This is a genomic window from Pseudomonas sp. GW456-12-10-14-LB2 (assembly GCF_002884345.1).
In the GTDB taxonomy this organism is placed as follows: Bacteria; Pseudomonadota; Gammaproteobacteria; order Pseudomonadales; family Pseudomonadaceae; genus Aquipseudomonas; species Aquipseudomonas paraglycinae.
In genome coordinates this window covers 1-13,771 of sequence record NZ_POHV01000040.1, presented here as the reverse complement: position 1 = coordinate 13,771, position 13,771 = coordinate 1, and the positions used below count along the sequence as shown (strand labels likewise).

Annotated in this window: 13 protein-coding genes and 1 pseudogene; 3 read left to right on the top strand and 11 right to left on the bottom strand. The window is 61.3% G+C overall.

Annotated features, from left to right (window positions below):
- Positions 1-42 precede the first annotated feature (42 nt).
- A complete protein-coding gene (gene yegS, locus C1X29_RS23535; RefSeq protein ID WP_085744949.1) occupies positions 43-960 on the top strand; it encodes a lipid kinase YegS in 918 nt (305 codons plus the stop codon).
- On the opposite strand, the gene C1X29_RS23530 is transcribed toward yegS, so the two are convergent.
- The 3 genes from C1X29_RS23530 to C1X29_RS23520 all read right to left on the bottom strand — a co-directional run bounded on the left by C1X29_RS23530 (position 944) and on the right by C1X29_RS23520 (position 3,446).
- Complete coding sequence (locus C1X29_RS23530; protein ID WP_007955750.1) at positions 944-1,603, bottom strand: response regulator transcription factor; 660 nt, start codon at positions 1,601-1,603, stop codon at positions 944-946. The two genes, yegS and C1X29_RS23530, sit on opposite strands and share 17 nt — an antisense overlap.
- Positions 1,600-2,493 (bottom strand): sensor histidine kinase, encoded by an 894-nt coding sequence (locus C1X29_RS23525; protein WP_102718493.1) that lies wholly within the window; start codon positions 2,491-2,493, stop codon positions 1,600-1,602. Before C1X29_RS23525 ends, C1X29_RS23530 begins: the two co-directional genes overlap by 4 nt.
- A 482-nt stretch (positions 2,494-2,975) precedes the next feature.
- The gene (locus tag C1X29_RS23520; protein ID WP_085744947.1) at positions 2,976-3,446 is read right to left on the bottom strand and encodes a hypothetical protein; all 471 of its coding nucleotides are present in this window, start codon (positions 3,444-3,446) and stop codon (positions 2,976-2,978) included.
- A gap of 451 nt (positions 3,447-3,897) precedes the next feature.
- On the opposite strand from C1X29_RS23520, the gene C1X29_RS23515 reads away from it, so the two are divergent.
- Both C1X29_RS23515 and C1X29_RS23510 read left to right on the top strand, forming a co-directional pair.
- Positions 3,898-4,833: a chemotaxis protein CheV gene (locus tag C1X29_RS23515; protein WP_034155209.1), complete on the top strand. Its 936-nt coding sequence runs from the start codon at positions 3,898-3,900 to the stop codon at positions 4,831-4,833.
- Positions 4,834-4,923: 90 nt separating this feature from the next.
- A complete protein-coding gene (locus C1X29_RS23510; RefSeq protein WP_085744946.1) occupies positions 4,924-5,730 on the top strand; it encodes an MOSC domain-containing protein in 807 nt (268 codons plus the stop codon).
- A gap of 71 nt (positions 5,731-5,801) precedes the next feature.
- Here C1X29_RS23510 and C1X29_RS23505 read toward each other — a convergent pair whose 3' ends face one another.
- From C1X29_RS23505 to C1X29_RS23470, 8 genes and pseudogenes are all read right to left on the bottom strand, one after another.
- A complete protein-coding gene (locus C1X29_RS23505) occupies positions 5,802-6,086 on the bottom strand; it encodes a pyrimidine/purine nucleoside phosphorylase (RefSeq protein WP_102686447.1) in 285 nt (94 codons plus the stop codon).
- Between the two features lie 82 nt (positions 6,087-6,168).
- A complete protein-coding gene (locus tag C1X29_RS23500; protein WP_011335265.1) occupies positions 6,169-6,711 on the bottom strand; it encodes an exonuclease domain-containing protein in 543 nt (180 codons plus the stop codon).
- A 69-nt stretch (positions 6,712-6,780) separates the two neighbouring features.
- Positions 6,781-8,742 carry an acetyl/propionyl/methylcrotonyl-CoA carboxylase subunit alpha gene (locus C1X29_RS23495; protein ID WP_102718492.1) on the bottom strand — a complete coding sequence of 654 codons (1,962 nt, stop codon included), beginning with the start codon at positions 8,740-8,742 and terminating at the stop codon, positions 6,781-6,783.
- A gap of 116 nt (positions 8,743-8,858) precedes the next feature.
- Complete coding sequence (locus tag C1X29_RS23490; RefSeq protein WP_102718491.1) at positions 8,859-9,656, bottom strand: enoyl-CoA hydratase/isomerase family protein; 798 nt, start codon at positions 9,654-9,656, stop codon at positions 8,859-8,861.
- Positions 9,653-10,810: a citronellyl-CoA dehydrogenase gene (gene atuD / locus C1X29_RS23485; RefSeq protein WP_102718490.1), complete on the bottom strand. Its 1,158-nt coding sequence runs from the start codon at positions 10,808-10,810 to the stop codon at positions 9,653-9,655. The genes C1X29_RS23490 and atuD overlap by 4 nt, the downstream gene beginning before the upstream one ends.
- Before the next feature lie 29 nt (positions 10,811-10,839).
- Positions 10,840-12,456 carry a geranyl-CoA carboxylase subunit beta gene (gene atuC, locus C1X29_RS23480; protein ID WP_102718489.1) on the bottom strand — a complete coding sequence of 539 codons (1,617 nt, stop codon included), beginning with the start codon at positions 12,454-12,456 and terminating at the stop codon, positions 10,840-10,842.
- A gap of 3 nt (positions 12,457-12,459) precedes the next feature.
- Entirely contained in the window at positions 12,460-13,329 is an 870-nt protein-coding gene (locus C1X29_RS23475; RefSeq protein ID WP_102718488.1) for an SDR family oxidoreductase, read from the bottom strand.
- 12 nt (positions 13,330-13,341) lie between these two features.
- A pseudogene (locus C1X29_RS23470) lies at positions 13,342-13,771 on the bottom strand (terpene utilization protein AtuA); the annotation flags it as partial.

The following is a 13,771-nucleotide window of genomic DNA, read 5'->3' as shown; positions in this document are numbered from 1 at the left end:
GTCAAGATGTCCCGTACTGATTCAATTCCGGGAGTAACAGCAATGAGTGAACGCAAGGCATTGTTGATTCTGCATGGCAAGCAGGCACTCAACGAGGCGGTTCGTGCCGCTGTCGAGAACAAACGCAAGCAGGGCTGGGAACTGGCTGTGCGCCTGACCTGGGAGGCCGGCGATGCCCAGCGACTGGTGGAGGAGGCGCTGGCGGCGGGATACAGTCAGATCATTGCCGGTGGCGGAGATGGCACCCTGCGCGATATCGCCGAAGCAATGGCGGCGCAGCCGGGCAAGGCCAGCCTGGTGCTGTTGCCGCTGGGAACCGCCAACGATTTTTCCCGCGCGGCGGCCATTCCGCTGGAGCCGGCCGAGGCGCTCGAATTGCTTGAGGCACCCGCCCATGACATTGATCTGGGCGAGGTCGGCGGGCAGATTTTCCTGAACATGGCCACCGGCGGGTTCGGCAGCCAGGTGACCGCCAACACTTCGGAAGATCTGAAAAAAGTGCTGGGCGGCGCGGCCTATCTGTTCACCGGTTTATCGCGGTTCAGTGAGCTGCATGCCGCTTACGGCGAATTGCAGGGGCCGGATTTTCACTGGCAGGGCGAGTTGCTGGCGCTGGGGATCGGCAACGGTCGTCAGGCCGGCGGCGGGCATGTGTTGTGCCCGGAAGCGTTGGTGGACGACGGTCTTCTGGATATCAGCATTCTGCCAGCGCCACAGGAGCTGGTCGGCACGCTGAAAAATCTGCTCAGCGACGGATTTGGCATCGATAACATGTTCGTGCGTACCCGTTTGCCGTGGGTTGAAATCAAGGTTGCCGAAGGGCTTTGCATCAATCTCGACGGTGAGCCACTGGAGGGCGACAGCCTGCGGTTTGCGGCGCGCCCGGGGGCGTTGCGTTTGCATTTGCCCAAGGACTCGCCGCTGTTGGGCGCAACGCCCCGGGTCAGTCGTCCAGACTGATGATCTGTTCGCGCACGGCGAACAGCACCAGGCCCGCCACATCGTAGATTTGCAGGCGTTTCATGATCTGCGACCGGTGGGTTTCGACCGTCTTGATGCTCAAGCCCAGGCCATTGGCGATTTCTCGCGTGGATTTGCCGCGCACGATCAAACGCAGGATTTCCAGCTGGCGTGCCGTGAGGTTGTGCGACTCGGCGACTTCCGGCTGCTGCTTCAGATTGCGGGTCAGCGCCTGATTGATCACGGTATGGGCGATGGCAGGACTCAGGTAGCGCTCGTTGTTGCGCAGCGCTTCCAGTGCATGTTCGAGCTCGGTGGCCGTGGTGTCCTTGAGCAGGTAACCGTGCGCACCGGACTCCAGCGCCTGCATGATGAGCGCGGGGTCGGTGTGCATCGACAGGATCAGCACTTTGGCGTGCGGGCGTACCCGTCTGAGCCGCTGCAAGGCTTCCAGGCCGCCGGTTTCCTTCATGGAAATGTCCAGCAATACGATATCGGGAGACAGCAGCTCGACCATCTCGAGCAGCTGCGAGCCATCATTGGCCTCGCCGATGACCGCATAACCGGGAATATCCAGCACCAGGGCGCGCACGCCGGCCCTGATCAGCGAGTGGTCATCCACCAGAAGTAAGTTACAAGTCAACGCATAACCTTATTCGTACTGGCCCGCTCGAGTGCACGGGGCGCCCAGGGGAATAGTGCTTCGATTTGAGTACCTTTGCCCGGCTCGCTGGTCACGCTCAGTGTGCCGCCCAGTTGCTCGATCCGTTCGGCCATCCCGGCCATGCCCCGCTGTCCTTCGCGACCCGGATTCGCTGCCGGGGAAAAGCCCAGGCCATCATCGCTGATCAGCAGGGTCAAGCCCTGCGGCAGGCGTTGCACGCGGATCAACAGGTTTTTGGCCTGCGCATGGCGAAGGATGTTGGTCACCGCTTCCTGAGTGATACGAAAGGCGGCCACGGCCATTTCTTCGGGGATTCCGTTCAGGCGCTGCTGGCAGTCCAGACTCCAGTGCACCGAAGTGTTGGTCAACACCTTGAGCAGGTGCGCACGCAGGCTCGCTTCCAGACCAAGGCTGGTCAGTTGCCGCGGGTTGAGAATGGCCGAAACGTCGCGAACCTTGTTAAGGGTTTCTTCGAGCGTCTCGCAAAGTACTGAACAGTGTTCCTGCATGTCCGCGGGCAAGCGACGCTTGAGCCATTCGCTTTGCAGCTTGGCGGCGGTCAGCAGTTGGCCGATATCGTCATGCAGTTCACGGCTCAGGCGATGGCGCTCGTTTTCCTGGACTTCCAGCAAACGGTCGGCGAGTTCCTGAGGCTGGAACTTGATGGATTTGCGCGACAGACGATGTTGGGTCCAGACGCAACCGGCAGCCGCCACGTTGATCAGCAGCAGGCCGAGTGACAACGGCGCAGAGATGCCATAGCTCAACAGACTGCCCAAGGCCGAAGCCGTGCACAGCAGGAGTGTGAACCTGCGGGCATTTTCTCGGGAGGGAGGCCATGTGGTGATTGACTTGAGGCTGGCGTACATAGCGGATGGAGCCAATGGATGTTCGCTGCGGGCAGACCGGTCAGAAGGGCTGGCGGTCTCTGTCTGGAAAACTGTCATTCAGGTTGTTGATTTCAAAACGGTTCAGTGATCGATAATTGAGCGCCAACTTCGGTGGAGACTGCTCATAGAAGTCACAATGCCATTAACTGAAACAACTAACGGGCGGCATAATACCACTTAACATACCGTTGGTCGCGTTTGCGCTATATGTCCAAAGAGTCAGGAAACAGGCCATGTTGGACGAGGGTTCCATAATGGAAAAGTTGAAGTACCCGACTCGATAATTATCGATGCACCACAAGTTTTCTTTTACACAGGAAAACCCTGACATCCGCAGAGGATAGTCTGCATTCATCGCACGTAATTATTTATTGGGAGGTGTCGCAGGCAGGCATGAACTATTCAATTGCGACATTCGACGGCGAGAACTGACGGGCCCGAACAGCCCACTGTATGCTCGGTTACGCTTGGCGCTCCGTCCAGGAGACGAGGGACATCGGCTTGCCATTGAGCGGCATTTGAAAGTGAGTCTGTCCGACCTGGCAGGCAAAGGCTTCAATCAGCGACGCCTGCTCGCTTTCATCGAGGCCCAATTGGCCGGTGCTTGGGTCAACCAGCTCCAGTTGCCAGGCCATCAGGGTGAAGCAGTCTTTCAGTGCTTCCAGGGCCTGCGCATGCAAATCCACGTGATCCTGAACCTGGGTGAGCAGGCCATGCAGGTGCAGGGAGAATTCGGACACCGCCCCCAACGCCAGGGCATCAGCCTTGTTCGCCAGTTTGAGGAGGGTGCTGAGCATGCAGTCGATGGCGTCCTTGTCATTGCTGATCAGCTGCAAGTGACTGAGGCATTCTTCAGACTTGGCCAGGAGCGTTTCAGCCTCGACAAGAAATTCGGGGAACCGCTGCGCCCAGTCACTACGGTCGTTCGGCATGCTTATCTCCACCACGTCATGTCTGATGAGGGAATGCCGTGTGTGTCGACGATCATGAACCGTCGCGAGACCGCGCCCCGGTGTGCATTGGCACAGACCTGGGATTTCAAGAGGATGTGTTTCCACTGAATTGCGATCGCACACAATAGCCTGACTCCGTTCATGCAATGAGAATGGCGTCACATTAATGGCTATTGGATATCGCGAATATCAGGTTGGGCCTGATTGTTACTAGGGGATTCCCTTAGGCACGGGAACCTGTCGCGCAAATCGAGGTCGCGCCGAAGAGAATGTAGCAGATGATTTCACCGGGCCAGTAAAGCATGATGTTAATGTGACATCAATGCCTGCTCATGGCATTTTGTTGGTGATTTGTGACGGGATCAAGATCCGTCAGATTCAGCCGATAACCCCCCAAATGAATTCATCAGAACAAGCCCAGGAGTCATTGATGGCCGGCATTCTCGACACGGTAGACCAACGCACGCAACTGGTGGGTGAGAATCGCCTGGAAATTCTCATGTTTCGACTGGCCGGACGCCAATTGTTCGCGATCAACGTGTTCAAGGTGCAGGAAGTCCTGCAGTTACCGAAACTGACCCTGATGCCCCAGCGTCACCCGTTTGTCTGCGGTGTGGTCAACCTGCGTGGGCAGACGCTGCCGGTGATCGACCTGTCCCAGGCGATCGGCATGCGGCCATTGGTGCCTGGCCCGAACAGCACGATCATCGTCACTGAATACAATCGTTCGGTACAGGCGTTCCTCGTCGGTGGCGTGGACCGCATCGTCAACATGAACTGGGAAGCCATCCTGCCACCGCCGACCAGCGCCGGTCGTCAGCATTACCTGACGGCCATCAGCAAGGTCGACGATCAACTGGTGGAAATCATCGACGTCGAGAAAGTCCTCGCCGAAATCGTGCCTTACAACGCCAAGGTCTCCCGCGACAAACTGGACGATCCGGTTCTGGAACGCGCCCGCGGTCGCGAAGTGTTGCTGGTGGACGACTCCAACGTGGCGCTCTCGCAATTGCGTGACACCCTAGGTCAGTTGGGCGTGAAGATGCATATCGCCAGCGACGGCCTGAAAGCCCTGAACATGCTCAAGGCCTGGGCGGACACCGGGGTGAACATGACCGACAAGCTGTTGATGATCTTCACTGACGCCGAAATGCCTGAAATGGACGGCTATCGCCTGACCACCGAAATCCGCAACGACCCGCGCCTGCGTGGCCTGTATGTGGTGCTGCACACCTCGCTGTCCGGCAGTTTCAACGACTCGATGGTGAAGAAGGTCGGCTGCGACAACTTCCTCTCCAAGTTCCAGCCGGACAAGCTGGTCGATGTGGTGCGCCAGCGTCTGATGCTCGACGAAGTGCCGGCCTGATCAACGTGTCGAGGCTGACCCTGCGTCAGCCTTTGATTCGCTGACAAAGCTCGTATAGGGTGGCGTTTTTGACCCACCAGGGAGCTGGCCATGCTGCGTCTGAGCGCGCTTTATCGTTACCCGTTGAAATCCGCCAAGGGCGAGGTCCTGCAAGGGATCGGCCTGGACAAACTGGGGCTTGAGGGCGACCGACGCTGGATGCTGGTGGACGAGGCCAGCGGGCGGTTCCTGACCCAGCGTGCCGAAGCGAAGATGAGCCAGTTGTCGGCATTGTGGAATGCCAGCGGCGGTCTGACGCTCAGCGCGCCGGGGCATTCGGCAATCGATGTCGCCCTGCCCGGCAGCGACGATGACCTGCGCGGCGTAACCATCTGGCGTGACACCCTGCGTGTGCCGGATGCCGGTGAAGAGGCGGCCCGCTGGGTCAGCGATTTCATCGGCAAGCCGACCCGACTGGTGCAAGTGCCGCTGGATCGTGCCCGGACGACCCAGGCCGGGTACGGCAACGATGACGATCAAGTGGCATTCGCCGATGGTTTCCCGCTGCTGCTGATTGGTGAGGCCTCGCTGCAACACCTGTCGCAGGAAGTCGGGCGTCCGCTGGAAATGCTGCGGTTCCGGCCGAATCTGGTGATCGAAGGCAGTGATGCTTACGCCGAGGATGGCTGGAAGCGGATTCGAATCGGCGATGTCGAGTTCCGCGTGGTCAAGTCCTGCTCGCGGTGCATTCTCACCACGATCGATCCGCAGACAGGTGAGCGCAGCGCTGACCGTGAACCGCTGGCGACCTTGCAGAAGACTCGCGCCCAGGCCGACGGCGCGATGTTTGGCCAGAACCTGGTCAACGACGGCAACGGCCGGCTTGAAGTCGGCATGCCGGTGGAAATTCTCGAATAACCCGCTCTGAAACGAAAAATGCCCGTGTCCTTGGACACGGGCATTTTTTATTGCCGTAGGAAACCGGGGTTTCAGCCGCGGTATTCGCACAGGTAAGCGGTGTCGACGGTCACTTTCAGCTGGAACTTGCTGTTGGCTGGCACGTTGAACTGGCTGCCGGCGGCGAAGGTTTCCCAGTCGCTGCTGTCCGGCAGTTTGACGGTCAGTGCGCCCGAAACCACGTGCATGATTTCACGCTGGCTGGTGCCGAATTCGTATTCGCCCGGGGCCATGACGCCGATGGTCGCAGGGCCTTCAGCGGTGCCAAAAGCGATCGACTTGACGGTGCCGTCGAAGTACTCGTTGACTTTAAACATGGGCGATTCCTCTCGAAAAGGGCTTAAAAGGGTCAAAAAGGGTCGGCCAGTATGCACAAGGCTCATGGCGCCGTCACCTGCGCTAGAGCGGCAGCACCAACGGCAATAATCGGGCGGTATTGCGCGCATCTTCCAGCGCCCGGTGTTGTTGACCGGTGAATTGCATGCCCGCCAGTTGCAACGCGCCATTGAGGCCCAGTGGCCGTTCGAGGCGTCGGGCCTTGGCAAAGCGCTGTTTGAGGTTCATGTGCGGCACCCGACTCAGCGCGCTGTCGAGTTGCAGGCGCTGCCATTCCTGAAGCAACTGTTTGCGGTCGTAATCGCCCCAGCTCGCCCAGCCTTCAAGGCGTGTCTGGTGCTGACCGAGCCAGCGCTCGAACGCAGGCCACACTTCACTCAACGGCTGGGCCGCGTCGATGTTGGCCTGGGTGATGTGCGTGAGTTCGCGGCAAAACGGCGTCAGCAAGGGACGCCGCGTCGGTTTGACGAAGCGCTGGAAGTGATCCTGCTCGCGACCGGCGCGATCAACCAGGGTCGCGCCGATCTCGATGATCTCCATTTCCGTAACCGGCCAGCCACCCTCATCGGTGGTGGCTTCCAGATCTATGACCAGCCAATGGGGCATCGCAGGGTTCCTGATTTCCGCGTCCTGATTATTCAGAGCGTAGTCAAACCTTGCGGATGCGCGCGGCGACTACTCGACCTGCAACAGAACCTGACGATTTTTTACCTGATCGCCGATCTTGACCTGCACCCGCTTGAGCACGCCGTCGATGCCGGCCTTGAGCGGGTGCTCCATTTTCATCGCTTCCAGCACCACCAGCAGCTGGCCCTTGCTGACCGGGCTGCCTTCGCTGACAAGCACATCGATGATGGCGCCATCCATCGGGGCTTTCAACGTGCCGGAACTGACGCTGGTCTGACTGTCGATCACAGCATGAGTTCGATCCACCAGGTGCAGGCTGCCGGGGTGGGTGAACAGCCAGAGCTGGTCGTCGCGCAGGCGATAGGCATGGCGCTGTCGCAGGCCGTCGATTTCCAGTGTCACGGCCCCGACGGTGTGTTCGATGAGTTTGAGTTCGATGACGCGCTCCGCGACCTGCACTGCAAACGTGTTGTCCGGACTGGCGCGCAGTTGCACGTTCCAGTCGCGGGCGTCGAGGCCGATGCGATAAAGCAACGGCGCACCGGCATTGTTGCGCCATCCGGACAAGGGGGCGCGGTGTTGCTGTGCGACAGATTGGTAAAACAGCACCGCCGCCACGGCCAGCTCTTCGGCACTGGGCGAATAGGCGCGAAGGCAGTCGTGATCGGCGAAGAACTGCGGGATGAAGCCAGTGCCGAATTCTCCGCTGATGAACTGCGGATGCTGCAACAGGCTGGCGAGCAATCGCTGATTGCTATGCACGCCCAGCAACACGCTGTCCTGAACCGCACACAACAGTTTGCGCCGGGCCTCTTCACGGGTCGCGCCGTGGGCGATCAGTTTGCCGAGCATCGGGTCGTAGAACGGTGAGACCGACTGGCCTTCGATCATGCCGTGATCAATTCGCGCACCGCGATTCAGTGCCGGCGCCCAGGCTTCGACACGCCCGGTCTGCGGAAGAAAACCCTGGGCTGGATCTTCGGCGTAGAGGCGTACTTCCATCGCGTGGCCATCGAGTTTGACCTGCGCTTGCGACAGCGGCAGAGGCTGGCCCTCGGCAACCAAAAGCTGCCACGCCACCAGATCCAGCCCAGTGATCAGTTCAGTCACCGGGTGCTCGACCTGCAACCGGGTGTTCATTTCCAGAAAGTAGAACCGGCCATCGGCATCTAGCAAAAACTCCACGGTGCCGGCGCCGACATAGTTCACCGCACGCCCGGCCTTGAGCGCCGCTTCGCCCATTGCCTGGCGCAGTTCTTCGGTCATCACCGGGCAGGGTGCTTCTTCGATGACTTTCTGGTGCCGACGCTGAATCGAACAGTCGCGTTCCCCGAGGTAGATCAGGTTGCCGTGATGATCGCCGAACAGCTGCACTTCGACATGGCGCGGTTCGATCAACGCTTGTTCGAGGATCAGTTCGTCGCTGCCGAAACCGTTCAAGGCTTCGGAGCGCGCCGTGCGCAATTGCGCTGGCAATTCCTCGACGCTGTGCACCAGACGCATGCCGCGCCCGCCACCGCCGGCGCTGGCCTTGATCATCAACGGGTAACCGATGCGCTCGGCTTCGCGGGTCAGCGTCACGTCGTCCTGCTCGGCGCCTTGATAGCCGGCGATGCACGGGACGCCGGCGGCGAGCATGGCGATTTTCGACTGTCGTTTGCTGCCCATCAGTTCGATGGCTTCGACGCTGGGGCCGATGAAGGTCAGGCCGGCCTGTTCGCAGGCGCGGGCGAATTCGGCATTTTCCGAGAGAAAGCCGTAGCCGGGATGGATCGCGTCGGCACCGCTGCGCCGGGCGGCGTCGAGGATCGCCGTGATGTTCAGGTAGGACTGCTGCACCGGCGCCGGGCCGATGTTCACCGCTTGATCGGCCATTTGCACGTGCAGTGCGTCGGCGTCGGCGTCGCTGAACACCGCGACCGTGCGATAGCCAAGCGCCTGGGCGGTGCGCTGGATGCGGCAGGCGATTTCACCGCGGTTGGCGATCAGGATTTTGTGGAGGGCGGGCATGGTGGTTTTCCTGAATGTTGGCGGTGGATTGAAGGGCCTCATCGCGGGGAAGCCCGCTCCCACAGGATTCAGTGGTGCTCACAAAAACTGTGGGAGCGGGCTTGCCCGCGATGCTTCTAAGGGGCCCACCTCGGTTTGCGCTTTTGCACAAACGCCATCGTGCCTTCGATGCCTTCGGCACCGGTCACCGCTGCGCTGAACCACTGCGCGGCTTCGTCCAGCAGTTCACTCGACGGCTGGCCGGCGCTGGCCAGCAGCAATTTTTTCGTCACGGCATTCGCTTCGGGGGCGCAGCACAGGACATGGTCGAGCACTTCATCCAGTCGCTCGGCGAGCGCCTGTGGATCCTGCTCGACAAAATGCACCAGCCCCAGACGTCGGGCCTGATGGCCGTCGAAGCGGGCGGCGGTCAGGGCCAGGCGGCGGGCCTCGGTCAGGCCGATGCGCTGCACAACAAACGGCGCGATCTGTGCCGGCAGCAGGCCGAGGCTGGTTTCCGGCAAACCGAATTGCGCCTGATGATCGGCGATGGCGATATCGCTGACACACGCCAGCCCGAACCCGCCCCCGAGCACCGCGCCCTGCAACACGGTGATCAGCACTTGCGGCGTGTGCTGCGCTTCTTCCAGCAACGACCCGAAGGCACGGTTCAACTCGCGATAGGCATCGCTGCCCTGAGCGCGGGCGTTGGCCATGTCCTTGATATCGCCGCCGGCGCAGAAATGCCCGCCGGCACCGCTGAGCACCAGCGCGCGAACGCTGCGGTCATCGCGCACCTCTGCCAGCACGGCGCGCAACTCGGCGACCATTTGCAGGCTCATGGCATTGCGGCTTTCCGGGCGATTGAGGGTGATGTGCAACACGCCGTTGTGCCGTTCCAGCAGCAGCGTCTGGCAATCGGGCAGGGCGCTCATTTCTTTTTCCCCGGCAGGATGCCCATCAGTTTGCAGATGATCCCCAGCATGATTTCGTCGGCGCCGCCGCCAATCGACACCAGCCGCACGTCGCGGTAGGCGCGGGCCACCGGGTTGTCCCACATGAAGCCCATGCCGCCCCAGTATTGCAGGCAGCTGTCACTGACTTCGCGGCCAAGACGCCCGGCCTTGAGCTTGGCCATCGAGGCCAGTCGGGTGACGTCCTGGCCTTTCACGTATTGCTCGGTGGCCTGATAGACCAGCGCCCGCAGGCATTCGATTTCGGTCTGCAATTCGGCGAGGCGGAAGTGGATCACCTGGTTGTCGATCAGCGCATTGCCGAAAGTCTTGCGTTCCTTGCAGTACTCGATGGTGCTGTCGACGCAGTATTCCAGGCCTTTGATCATGTTCGCCGCGCCGAACAGGCGTTCCTCCTGGAACTGCAGCATCTGCATCATGAACCCGGCGCCTTCGTGGCCGATGCGATTGCGCTGGGGCACGCGCACGTTGTCGAAAAACACCTGGGCGGTTTCCGAACTGCGCATGCCGAGCTTGTCGAGGTGCGAACTGAGGCTGATGCCCGGCGTGTTCATCGGCACCATGATCAGCGACTTGTTGACGTGCGGTTTGTCGTCCGAAGTGTTGGCCAGCAGGCAGATGAAGTCGGCGCTCGGCGAGTTGGTGATCCACATTTTGCTGCCGTTGATCACGTAGTCGTCGCCATCCTTGCGCGCGGTGGTCTTGAGCCCGGCGACATCGGAGCCGGCGCCGACTTCCGAGACACCGATGCAGCCGACCTGCTCGCCAGTGATGGCTGGGCGCAGAAACTCTTCGCGCAATTCATCGGAACCGAAGCGGGCGAGGGCCGGGGTGCACATGTCGGTCTGCACGCCGATCGACATCGGAATGCCGCCGCAATGGATGGTGCCGAACTCTTCGGCGGCGACGATCGAATAGCTGTAATCCAGGCCCATGCCGCCGAATTTTTCCGGTTTGGAAATCCCCAGCAGACCGAGGTCGCCGGCCTTGCGGAAAATCTCGTGGATCGGAAAACGCCCGGCCTGTTCCCACTCATCGACGTGCGGATTGATCTCGTGCTCGACGAACTGGCGGACGGTACGGCGCAGTGCTTCGTGTTCCGGGGTGAAGATCATTTTTATTGTTCTCCTTTAATCCGTGGCGATCAGAACCGGCTGACGCCGAAGCTGTTGGGTTGCAGCGTGCGGATGTCGGCTTCGTGGCAGATGTCCAGCAGGTAACCGAGCAGGGTGCGGGTGTCACGCGGATCGATCAGCCCGTCGTCCCACAGGTTGGCGCTGCCGTAGAGGGCAGTGGACTGGCTGTCGAGTTTCTGCGCGGTGACCTGCTCCAGCATGTCGAGCATTTTCGGGTCGGGCACCAGGCCGTCCTTGAGCTGTTTGGCTTCGGTGACGATGCGCAACACCTTGCCGGCCTGGGCGCCACCCATCACGGCGGTGCGGCTGTTGGGCCAGGCGAAGATGAAGCGCGGATCAAGCCCGCGTCCGCACATCGCGTAGTTGCCCGCGCCGTAGGAGCCGCCGACCACGATCGTCAGTTTCGGCACCCGCGCATTGGCAACGGCCTGGATCAGTTTCGAGCCGTGCTTGATCACGCCGTGCTGTTCCGATTCGGTGCCGACCATGAACCCGGTGGTGTTGTGGAAAAACAGCAGCGGTGTCTGGCTCTGATCGCAGAGTTGAATGAATTGCGCCGCTTTGCTCGCGCCGTTGGGCGTGATCGGGCCGTTGTTGCCGATGAAACCGCAGGCGCGCCCCTGGATTTTCAGGTGCCCGCAAACGGTCTGCTGATCGAACTCGCCCTTGAACTCCAGGAAGCGCGATTCGTCGGCGATCCGCGCAATGATTTCGCGCACGTCGTAGGGCTTTTTCGGGTCGTCCGGGATCAGGCCGAGCAGTTCGTCGATGGGGTACAGCGGCTCTTTGAATTGCGGCTCGGGCAGCCACGGTATTTGCTCGTTCCAGTTCAGCAGGCTGACGATTTCCCGCACCTGACGCACGCCGTCGGCATCGTTTTCGGCCAGGTATTCTGCGGTGCCGGCGACTTGCGCGTGCATCTCGGCGCCGCCCAGTTCTTCGTCGGTGGCGACTTCACCGGTCGCTGCTTTAAGCAACGGCAGGCCGGCAAGAAACAGCTTGGCCTTGCCGCGCACCACCACCACGTAATCCGACAGCCCCGGCTGATACGCGCCACCGGCGGTGGCCGAACCGTGCACCACGGTGATCTGCGGCAGCCCCATGGCCGACATCCGCGCCTGATTGGCAAAGCTGCGTGCGCCTTCGACGAAAATCTCCGCCGCGTAATTGAGGTTGGCGCCGCCGCTTTCGGCGAGGGTGATGACCGGCAGTTTGTTTTCCTGGGCGATCTGTTGCAGGCGCAGGGATTTTTTCAGACCCGACGGGGAAATCGTCCCGCCCTTGATCGCGCTGTTGTTCGCCACGATCAAGGCGCGCACGCCGGACACGTAACCGATGCCGGCGATCAAGCCGCCACCGGCCGAGCTGCCGTCCTTGTCGTCGTGGAGTTTGTAGCCGGCCAGGCTCGCCAGTTCGAGGAACGGCGCGCCGGGGTCGAGCAACAGATTCAGACGTTCACGGGGCAACAGTTGTCCACGTTTGTCGAATTTCGGCTTAGCCTCGGCCGCCTTGTTCAGCAGGTTCTGTTCGAGCTGCTGGACTTGCTCGATGGCGGCGAGCATGGCTGCGCGGTTGCGGGCGAAGGCTTCGCTGTGCGGGTCGAGTTGGGACTGGATCTGCGGCATGGCTTACTCCTTGTCCTTCAAAACGTCCGGCATATAGGCCCGGTGAAAACCGTTGAAGGATTCGCTGTGGGTCGCCTTGTGCAGCGGCCAGGCGCGACTGCCCAGGCTGGCCGCGCCGTCTATGCGCAAGGTGCTGCCGCTGATGAACGCGGCAGCCGGGCTGAGCAGAAACACGATCGCTGCGCTGACCTCCGATTCGGTGCCGATGCGCTTGAGCGGCACGTGTTCGCGCAAGGTCGGGATCACGGCCTTGAACGCGCCTTCGTAAGTGTCCATGCCGCTGGACGCGATCCAGCCCGGCGCCACCGCATTCACCCGAACGCCGGCATAACCCCATTCGAACGCCGCCGTTTTGGTGAAGTTGTCCATGCCCGAACGCGCAGCGCCGGAGTGGCCCATGCCGGGCATGCCGCCCCACATTTCGGCGAGCATGTTGACGATGTTGCCGCCGTGTTTGCTCATCGATTGATTGAACACTTCCCGGGCCATCAGGAAGCCGCCGACCAGATTGGTCCGCAGTACGGTTTCGAAACCTTTCTGATTGATCGAGGCCAGGGGCGACGGGTACTGGCCGCCGGCATTGTTGACCAGCCCGTGGATCGGCCCGTGTTCGCGGATCAGTTCGCTGACCAGCGCCTTCACCGCTTCTTCGTCACGGATATCGCAGGCCTTCCAGTGCGCCCGACCGCCGTCCTCGGCAATTTCGGCGGCGACGGTTTGCAGCTTTTCCGGCTTGCGTCCGACCAGCACCACGGTCGCCCCGAGCGCCGCCAGTTCATGGGCGGTGCAACGCCCGATGCCACTGCCGCCGCCGGTGACGATGACGGTCTGGCCGCTGAACAGATCAGCCCGGAAAATCGATTCGAACGCCATGGTGCCAATCCTCTAGTCGAACTGTTCGGCGATGCTCTGCGGCACCGGGATCTGGATTTCCAGCAATTGCTGGGCGAAGGCCTTGCCTTGCGGGTCGATGCGCAGGCTCGCCACGCCGCCGCCACCAAGGGCGTTTTCCAGCAGGAAGTTGAGGCTGTGGGTGCCCGGCAGATACCAGCGCTCGACCCGGCCGTGAATCGGGTCGAGGACATGGCTCATCCAGTCGACGACCACCGCCGGGGTCAGCGCTTCGGCGATCCACGGCAGGTATTCGGGACGGCGCGGCAGGACGCCGATGTTGCTGTGATTGCCCTTGTCGCCGGAGCGCGCCACGGCCAGTTTCACCAATGGCACGCTCGCGTCGGCGCGGCCCTGGGGTTTGGGCGTTTCGTGGGGCAGGGGCAGATCCTGACTGTCGAGTGTTGCAGGGGCGGGCAGGGTG